Source organism: Microbispora sp. KK1-11 (genome assembly GCF_006874435.1).
Classification (GTDB): Bacteria; Actinomycetota; Actinomycetes; order Streptosporangiales; family Streptosporangiaceae; genus Microbispora; species Microbispora catharanthi.
Genome location: NZ_VIRJ01000041.1, coordinates 63,738 through 71,077 on the forward strand (window position 1 = coordinate 63,738; position 7,340 = coordinate 71,077).

Here is a 7,340-nt window from a genome sequence, read left to right on the forward strand (position 1 = left end):
GTCGTAGATTCTCTGCTGCCGAACTCTGTCATAACGGACAGCTCCCTGGATGACGAGGAAGCTCATTTGAACACAGCGGCCAGGAGGACCCTCGTTGACCGCGAATCCGCTGGTCGGGCCCGACATTGAGGGGTACCGGTCGGGAGCGGTCGGCACGTTCAGCTTCACGGTCGAACGACGGTCAGACAACAAAAAAGCCTGATCACTTGGAGAGTGATCAGGCCTCTGACCTGCTACAACAGTGTCGGGACGGCGGTGTTCTGGTTCAGGACATAGGAAACGGGTGTCTCGAGACATAGGAAACCCCGGCGGCGCATGTCTCCGGAGATAGGAAACACGCAGAGCTAGGGCCTGTGGGCGGTTGAGAGTCGGCCCGTGTCGAAGGCCAGACTCATCATCACGGCGGTTGTCGTCGAGGGCCGCTCACAGGCGGAGGTCGCCCGCTCCTACGGCGTCTCCAAAGGCTGGGTGTCCAAGCTCGTTGCCCGCTACCGGCAGCAGGGCGAGGGCGCCTTCGAGCCCCGATCCAGACGACCCAAGACCTCCCCGACCGCGATCGACGCCGCCATCGCCGAACTGATCGTCCGCCTCCGCAAGGACCTGTCCGGCCAGGGCCTGGACGCCGGGCCAGACACCATCGCCTGGCACCTGCACCATCATCACCAGGTCACCGTGTCCCGGGCCACGATCAGCCGCTACCTGATGCGGGCCGGCCTGATCACCCCCGAGCCCAGCAAACGGCCACGACCCTCCTACATCCGCTTCCAAGCCGCCCAGCCGAACGAGACCTGGCAGGCCGACTTCACCCACTACCGCCTCGCCGACGGCACCGACGCCGAGATCCTCACCTGGCTGGACGACCACTCCCGCTACGCCCTGTCGGTGACCGCCCACCCTCGGGTCACCGGCCCGATCGTGCGCGACACCTTCCGCCACGCGGTGGCTGCCCACGGCGTGCCCGCCTCCACCCTGACCGACAACGGCATGGTGTTCACCACCCGGCTGGCCGGCGGCCGCGGCGGCCGCAACGCCTTCGAAAACGAACTGCGCCGCCTGCACGTGACCCAGAAGAACTTCACCCCCAACCACCCCACCACCTGCGGAAAAGTCGAACGGTTCCAGCAGACGATGAAGAAATGGCTACGCGCCCAGCCCGACCAGCCCGCCACCATCGGCGACTTACAGACTCTCCTCGACTGCTTCGCCGACGCCTACAACCACCACCGCCCCCACCGGTCGTTGCCCCACCGCGCCACCCCCGCCGCGGCCTACAACAACCGGCCCAAGGCCCAACCGGCCGGCAGCCGCGAGGGCGACACCCACACCCGGGTCCGCCACGACCGCGTCGACCACACCGGCGTCGTCACCCTGCGGATTAGCGACCGGCTTCACCACATCGGCATCGGACGAACCCACGCCCGAACCCACGTCATCCTGCTCGTCGACGATCTCCACGTCCGCGTGGTCAGCGCCACCACCGGACAACTCCTCCGCGAGCTGACCATCGACCCCACCCGCGACTACCAACCCCAGTACACAAAGAAACCCCCGAACCCGTAGGTTCGAGGGTTTCCGATGTCTTGCGACATCACAGTTTCAGGACGGCGGGATTTGAACCCACGACCCCTTTACCCCCGGGAGAATAAATGTTTCAGCAGATTGAAAGGCTTCAGATATAGCAAACGCTCGGAACGGGAGACATTCACACCTTCCGGTACTGCCAAAGATTTCCAGCTCTACAGCCGGGCGTTTCTAGGCGAAGCAGCCGTCGGCATGACGCTGATCGCTAGCGGTAACCATCCGAGTTCCCCCCACAGAGGTGCGACCGCAGAAGCCCAAGTTCATGAAGTATCGTTCTGCTGCCGTATGCGGGTGTGGGCCCCAAGGGTTTCCGGAAGCCACCCCTAGAATAGCCCGAACTATCAAGTTGTGCCCCGCTCCTCCGTTAGTCTTCCTGCGCCTATTACTTTGCTGACGATTTCGAGGCGACAATGACGCCTCACGACAGACCAGGGAGAACTTGGTGAAACGCACCCTCACCTTCGGTGGTGTCACGGCCGGCTTGCTGACCTCGGCCGTCGTCGCGGGTCCAGCTGATGCCTCTGGCTCCGTCCCCTCCGTCCTCCTGGCCGACACCCCCTTGGCCGCCAAGCAGATCGCCGCATTCTGGTACGGCGAGAACAAGGCCAACCTGATCGGCGCGACTCCGTATAACGTCGAGACGAAGGTCGCCGCCGAGCACATGTCGACTGGCGGTCGCGGCCCGTACAGCAAGCCGGGCGTGATTCCGGCGGTCGGCGACGAGAGGAAGCCCGCCGCCAAGTCGAAGAACGTCAACCTACCCAAGACCACCGGCAAGGTGTTCTTCATCGGCGCCGACCACAAGCCGCACTGGTGCTCGGCCACCTCGGTGCAGTCGCGCTACCGCAACCTGGTCGCCACCGCCGGACACTGTGTATACGACGCTGAGTCAAACGCCGCGACCCTCGACAAGTGGGTCTTCATCTCCGGTTACTACCAGGGCAAGACCCCATGGGGGATCTACGTAGGAAAGCAGGCCTTCACGCACTACGACTACGACGTCTACGAGGACGGCGACCGCGACTACGCGTTCGTGACGGTCTACAACGGCGTCCTGCCCACCAGTCTGACGGCGGATGGCTACAGCAAGGTCTTTGAGACCCAGCAGGAGGCAAAGGACGCGGCGGCGGCGATCGAAAACAACAAGAATACCGCCGGATCGAAGCTCGCGATCTCCCCCGTCCTCGACACGGACCATGTCAAGCCGCTGAATGTGCCTGAGTCCCAGAAGACCTATGTGACGGCCGACGCCTTTCACCAGCTCAACATCGGCAAAAACATCTTCAGCGACGGCCCCTGGATGCCCGGCACCGGTGCCGACGACGCAGAGACCACCAAAGAGGCCTACGACTCCGTTCAGAAGCCAGGTTCGAACAGACTTACCGACGATCACAAGACCGGGTATTGGCGTAGTGAGTTCATCCCCAATGTTGGCTACAAGTACTACAAGCGGACCTGGTGGGTGAACTACGACCTGGACTACAAGCTCAGCGGCAAGACCATGTCGATCAAGCTCAAGAACGTCGGCCGCCTGGGCGACAACGTGGGCGGGCAGGGCCTGGCCTACAACCAGAAGGTGGACACGCCGGTCTTCGTGTTCGGTTACCCGAGCGGGTCGCACCTGGACGGCAACCACGCCTACACCGGCAAGACCCTCAAGTGGAGCTATGGCAGAACCTTCGCCGCCCAGGCTCCGGAGGTCAAGGGCGAGGAGCTCGTCGGTGTGAAGTCCTCCTTTACCGGCGAGGGCTCCATCGGCTCGTCCTGGCTGCTCAACTACAAGAGCGGCCGCCGCCTCGGCTACCTGAACGGTGTCACGATCGGCATCGCCGACACCGACAAGAACGGCCGGGTCGACACCAGCCTATCGCCGTACTTTGACGGCGAGCTCTACAGCGTCTACAAGGCGGCGGCCAATCTCTGGTCCGGCAAGATCGTCTGATTGCGACCGGCGCATTCGCGTTGCTTCACGGGCAAGCGACGCCCGGGCGCCCAGGTTGCGGCTAGGTCTGTGCACCTATTTACGTGGGACGGCGGCGGTTCTCGAACGGAGAACTTCATACCGATGACCCGGCGCATGTCGTCGCCTGCTCCGGGGAATCCCGAGCGCCTCGCGAACCGTCACCGGAAGCTTTTCCTCTGCTTCCAAAGGCCGTCGGCGAAAGCCAGCTCCAGCGTGCAGTAGTGGTTTTCCCGCAGAGAGTCTCCGACTTGATGTCGGACAGCTCGCCGACGGTGCAGTCGATGCTTCCACCGACCCGAGAGGCCAGCCGCTTGGCCGCTTCGTAGCGGAAAGCCACGCCCGTGGAACTCCGGCAGCACCTTGGCGTAGGACTCGATGGTCGCGAGCTCCTGCGGCGCCATTTTCTGGTCGATGCAGCAAATAGAGCAACAGGTGCTCTGGTTCTTCATCCGCTGCTGAAAGAGCATCTATGGCGCACTGTCCGAAGAAGTTCCAGCAGGGAGGCATCGTGGGCGAACTGAGGCCCGGCAGGTGGGGGCGCTGTGTCACCGCCATCGCGGTTGTGGCCGCCGCGACCACCGCAACGCTGATCGGAGCCACGACCTCGGCATCCGCCGCCAGGACGACCAACACGGTCCTGTACGGCACGGCGACCGGAGACTACCCGGACCTCGGTATCGCCTACTGGGCAAGCGAGAACGCGGACCAGGTCAGCGTCGAGATCCCGGACGGAGGCGGCAACCGAATCGTCTTCCACGACCCCAACGCCTCGTCCATGTCGCTCACGCACGACGGCTCACTCGCCGGAACACTCTGCACGCTGGACGACCCCACCACCATCAGCTGCCCGAAGTACGCTTACGACAGCAGCTCGACCCTGCGCATAGTCCGCAACGTCAGCATCATCGGCTGGGCGGGCGCGGACCACCTGTCGGCAGGCGGCGACGGCATGATCGTCTCCAGCGTGTCGGGTGGCGTTGCGACCGAGTCCACGTTCACCCCGATCCACGTCTCGCTGTCCGGATGGGAGGGTGACGACGTGCTGACGTCCACCGGCGGCTACTCCTCCATCGACGGCGGGCCAGGTGACGACACCCTCTCCAGCGGGCCGGGCAAGCCGGCAGGAGCCGGGTCTCAGTTCGTCGACAAGGTCGACGGTGGCGCCGGCAACGACATCATCGACACATCCTCCGACAACTCGCCAGACGTTGACGCGATCCACTGCGACGACCAGGCGGACGTCGTACCCGATCCCGATACGTACCTGTCGGACTCGCTGACCAAGAGCAGCAACGACACGGTGTATCAGTACTACGTGCCGCCGAGCAGTTACTACCCCAGCGGTTGTGACACCGTCACCACCTCGTGATTGGCAGGCAGGAGACACCGTTGCGCGGCGAAAGCCATGGACCCGCGCCGAACGGCGTCTCCTGCCTGTCCACTCCGTTCACCATCGCGATACAGCGGAGGAGCAGCGCGCCGACCCAGGTGCGAATCTGGTCGGCACGCCCCATCGCCTGCCGCTGCCAATGACAAGTGCCGAGCCTTGCCGCCGGAGGAAGCCCCGATCACTGGCGGACAGGGCAGACGCCGCACCAGCCACTCCGCCGCTCGGACCGCCAGCCGAACGACCACCGCGGACCGCCGGCCCTCACGCCGAACCGGATACCGCAGATTCCACAACCGAGAGCGGCCTTGAGCACCGGACCCACCGGCCTCTCGACAACGGGCACTCCCGTTGCGCATCGCAGCGAGCCGTCTTCGAGCGGGTGCGTGGGTGCGCGAATGGAGGAAGATGTGACGATCAGTTTGGTCCACGCGCATGAGCGCTTCGCCGTCGGTACCCGTGTGCTGCACCTCCGCCGGGACTGGCGTGGAATCGTCGCGGTACGTCCGGACAACAAGCTCCAGCCGGGACAGGTGTACGAGAGCGTCCTGGGCAGATGTGTGTCGATCAACATCAAGTGGGACCACGGAGAGCACCTGTGGACCAGCCCCGACCTGCTCATGAGAATCGACGACCCGAGCATGCCGCCGGACATCATGAGGGCGGACGCCGACGGTCTCGGCGAGATCGGCGCCATGCGAGCGTCCGGCGTGATGAGCCTGGCCTACCGGGGCGACCTCGACCGGCTCCGCGCCACGCTCGCCGCGCTCCCCACCGAGCAGGTGCGGGAGATCACGGCCGCCGCCGCACTCCTCACCTCGGCCGCTCACGAAGTAGCGGGAAGCACGCCCGAGGCGATCGCCGAATGCGCGCCGTCCCAGGCCCTGCGGTTCCAGGAAGGGCCGCGGGATTCGAGCCACAAACCGCTGTTCAACGAGAAGCAGCAAGAACTCCTCCACCGGATGAGCATCGACCCCACCGCCGGCTGGACTCTGGACGACATCCGCTCCCTGATGGAGTGACCGGACCTCAGCACCCAGAGCCGAGCCATGATCGCGGTCCCAAGCGCCCGTCGGCTCGACCACGGCCATCGCCGCGATTGGGGCGGGATGGCCGCGCCATCGAACAGACGATCGCGACATGGAATCGGTGGTAAACGTGCAGTCCCATGAATTACGATCATTCAATCCCTTCGGGTCGCACCTGTCTATCGCTCACGAGTTCTTCAAGCAGGCACGAGAAGAGCAGCCGGTCTTCTTCTCGGAGGCATTGAACGCCTTGTGCGTAACCACATACGACGACATCAAATACGTCGTCGGTTCGCCCTCAACGTTCTCCTCTCACGATGCGTTCCCCAAACCCACAGGCCTGCCTGACGCAGCCCAGCGCGCGATGGATTTCTTCTATGACAATTCTCCCCTCACCATGCTTGACCCACCGGAGCATGCGACCGTCCGTCGAATCGTACACAAGGGATTCAATCTGAAAACAATTTCTGCCGCCGAGGTGCAGATACGGGAGATAGTCGACCGTTTCACGAATCGACTTCCCAAGAACGGAAGATTCGATCTCGTGGCGGACTTCGCCGCCAAGGTCCCCCTGGCCGGGACCATGAACGTGATCGGTCTTCCGGAGGACGCCTACGACCTGATGACGTAGATGACCGACGACCTGGTCACTCTCATCCTCGGTCATCACGCCCTCGGCCTGGAGGAGTCGAACAAACGCGGCCAGGCGCTGAACGCCGGGTTCACCTACCTGCGCGGGCTCGTGGAGGACCGGCTGGCGACACCGCGCGACGACCTCATCAGCATGATGGCCCACAGCGAGGCCGACGGCACTCACCTGTCCGTGTCAGAGGTCGCCGTCAATGCCTTGAACCTCCTGGCCGCCGGATGGGAGACCACTTCCGACGCGCTCGCGAGCATCGTGGCGACACTGCTGGAGCACCCGCAGCACTGGACCGCGGTGGCGAGGGGCGAAGCCGACGTGCAGGCTATGGCGTCAGAGGCACTGCGATACGACGGCACGTCCATCGGCGTGATGCGGACGGCGAGTGCGGACGCCACGATTCGCGGGGTGCGGATCAAGAAGGGCGAACGTCTGATGCTCTGCTTCGCCTCGGGCAATCAGGACTCCACCAAGTTCGAGGACCCCGAGCAGTTCATGATCGAACGAAAACATGCCAGCCCTCATCTCACTTTTGGGCACGGCATCCACAACTGCGTCGGCGCGGCCCTGGCAAAGTTGGAACTCGTCCTGATGCTGGAATCACTCGCCCGGGTTGCGTCCACGGGAGTGGTGTAAGAGTTTCCGCTGGTAGAGGCGTGGCGTCGTGAAATGAGGACGGCCATCGCGTGATCCTTCGTGATTGCGAAGTCAAGATCGAAGGAGAAGAAAGCGATGGCC

7 protein-coding genes are annotated in these 7,340 nt (G+C 64.0%); 6 read left to right on the forward strand and 1 reads right to left on the reverse strand.

What is annotated here, in order from left to right; genetic code table 11:
• Nucleotides 1-375 precede the first annotated feature (375 nt).
• Together FLW16_RS38400 and FLW16_RS45685 are read left to right on the forward strand one after the other, a co-directional pair.
• On the forward strand, nt 376-1,560 hold the full coding sequence (locus FLW16_RS38400) for an IS481 family transposase (RefSeq protein ID WP_142565921.1): 1,185 nt from the start codon (nt 376-378) through the stop codon (nt 1,558-1,560).
• A gap of 463 nt (nt 1,561-2,023) precedes the next feature.
• Nucleotides 2,024-3,523, forward strand: coding sequence for a serine protease (locus FLW16_RS45685; protein ID WP_260616058.1), 1,500 nt, complete (start codon nt 2,024-2,026; stop codon nt 3,521-3,523).
• Between the two features lie 179 nt (nt 3,524-3,702).
• Here the strand turns inward: FLW16_RS45685 and FLW16_RS38410 are convergent, their stop codons facing one another.
• On the reverse strand, nt 3,703-4,011 hold the full coding sequence (locus tag FLW16_RS38410; RefSeq protein ID WP_142565922.1) for a hypothetical protein: 309 nt from the start codon (nt 4,009-4,011) through the stop codon (nt 3,703-3,705).
• Nucleotides 4,012-4,052: 41 nt separating this feature from the next.
• Here FLW16_RS38410 and FLW16_RS38415 point away from each other — a divergent pair, with 41 nt between their 5' ends.
• From FLW16_RS38415 to FLW16_RS38430, 4 genes are all read left to right on the forward strand, one after another.
• The gene (locus FLW16_RS38415) at nt 4,053-4,913 is read left to right on the forward strand and encodes a hypothetical protein (RefSeq protein ID WP_142565923.1); all 861 of its coding nucleotides are present in this window, start codon (nt 4,053-4,055) and stop codon (nt 4,911-4,913) included.
• A 428-nt stretch (nt 4,914-5,341) separates the two neighbouring features.
• The gene (locus FLW16_RS38420) at nt 5,342-5,953 is read left to right on the forward strand and encodes a hypothetical protein (RefSeq protein ID WP_142565924.1); all 612 of its coding nucleotides are present in this window, start codon (nt 5,342-5,344) and stop codon (nt 5,951-5,953) included.
• Nucleotides 5,954-6,071: 118 nt separating this feature from the next.
• The gene (locus FLW16_RS38425) at nt 6,072-6,590 is read left to right on the forward strand and encodes a hypothetical protein (protein ID WP_142565925.1); all 519 of its coding nucleotides are present in this window, start codon (nt 6,072-6,074) and stop codon (nt 6,588-6,590) included.
• Nucleotides 6,591-7,238, forward strand: a complete 648-nt coding sequence (locus tag FLW16_RS38430; RefSeq protein ID WP_142565926.1) for a cytochrome P450 — start codon at nt 6,591-6,593, stop codon at nt 7,236-7,238.
• Nucleotides 7,239-7,340: the final 102 nt, after the last annotated feature.

Coding starts and splice junctions, on each gene's coding strand:
- FLW16_RS38430 (WP_142565926.1), top strand. CDS start 6,591: ATGACCGACGACCTGGTCACTCTCATCCTCGGTCATCACGCCCTCGGC.
- FLW16_RS38410 (WP_142565922.1), bottom strand. CDS start 4,011: ATGCTCTTTCAGCAGCGGATGAAGAACCAGAGCACCTGTTGCTCTATT.
- FLW16_RS38425 (WP_142565925.1), top strand. CDS start 6,072: ATGGAATCGGTGGTAAACGTGCAGTCCCATGAATTACGATCATTCAAT.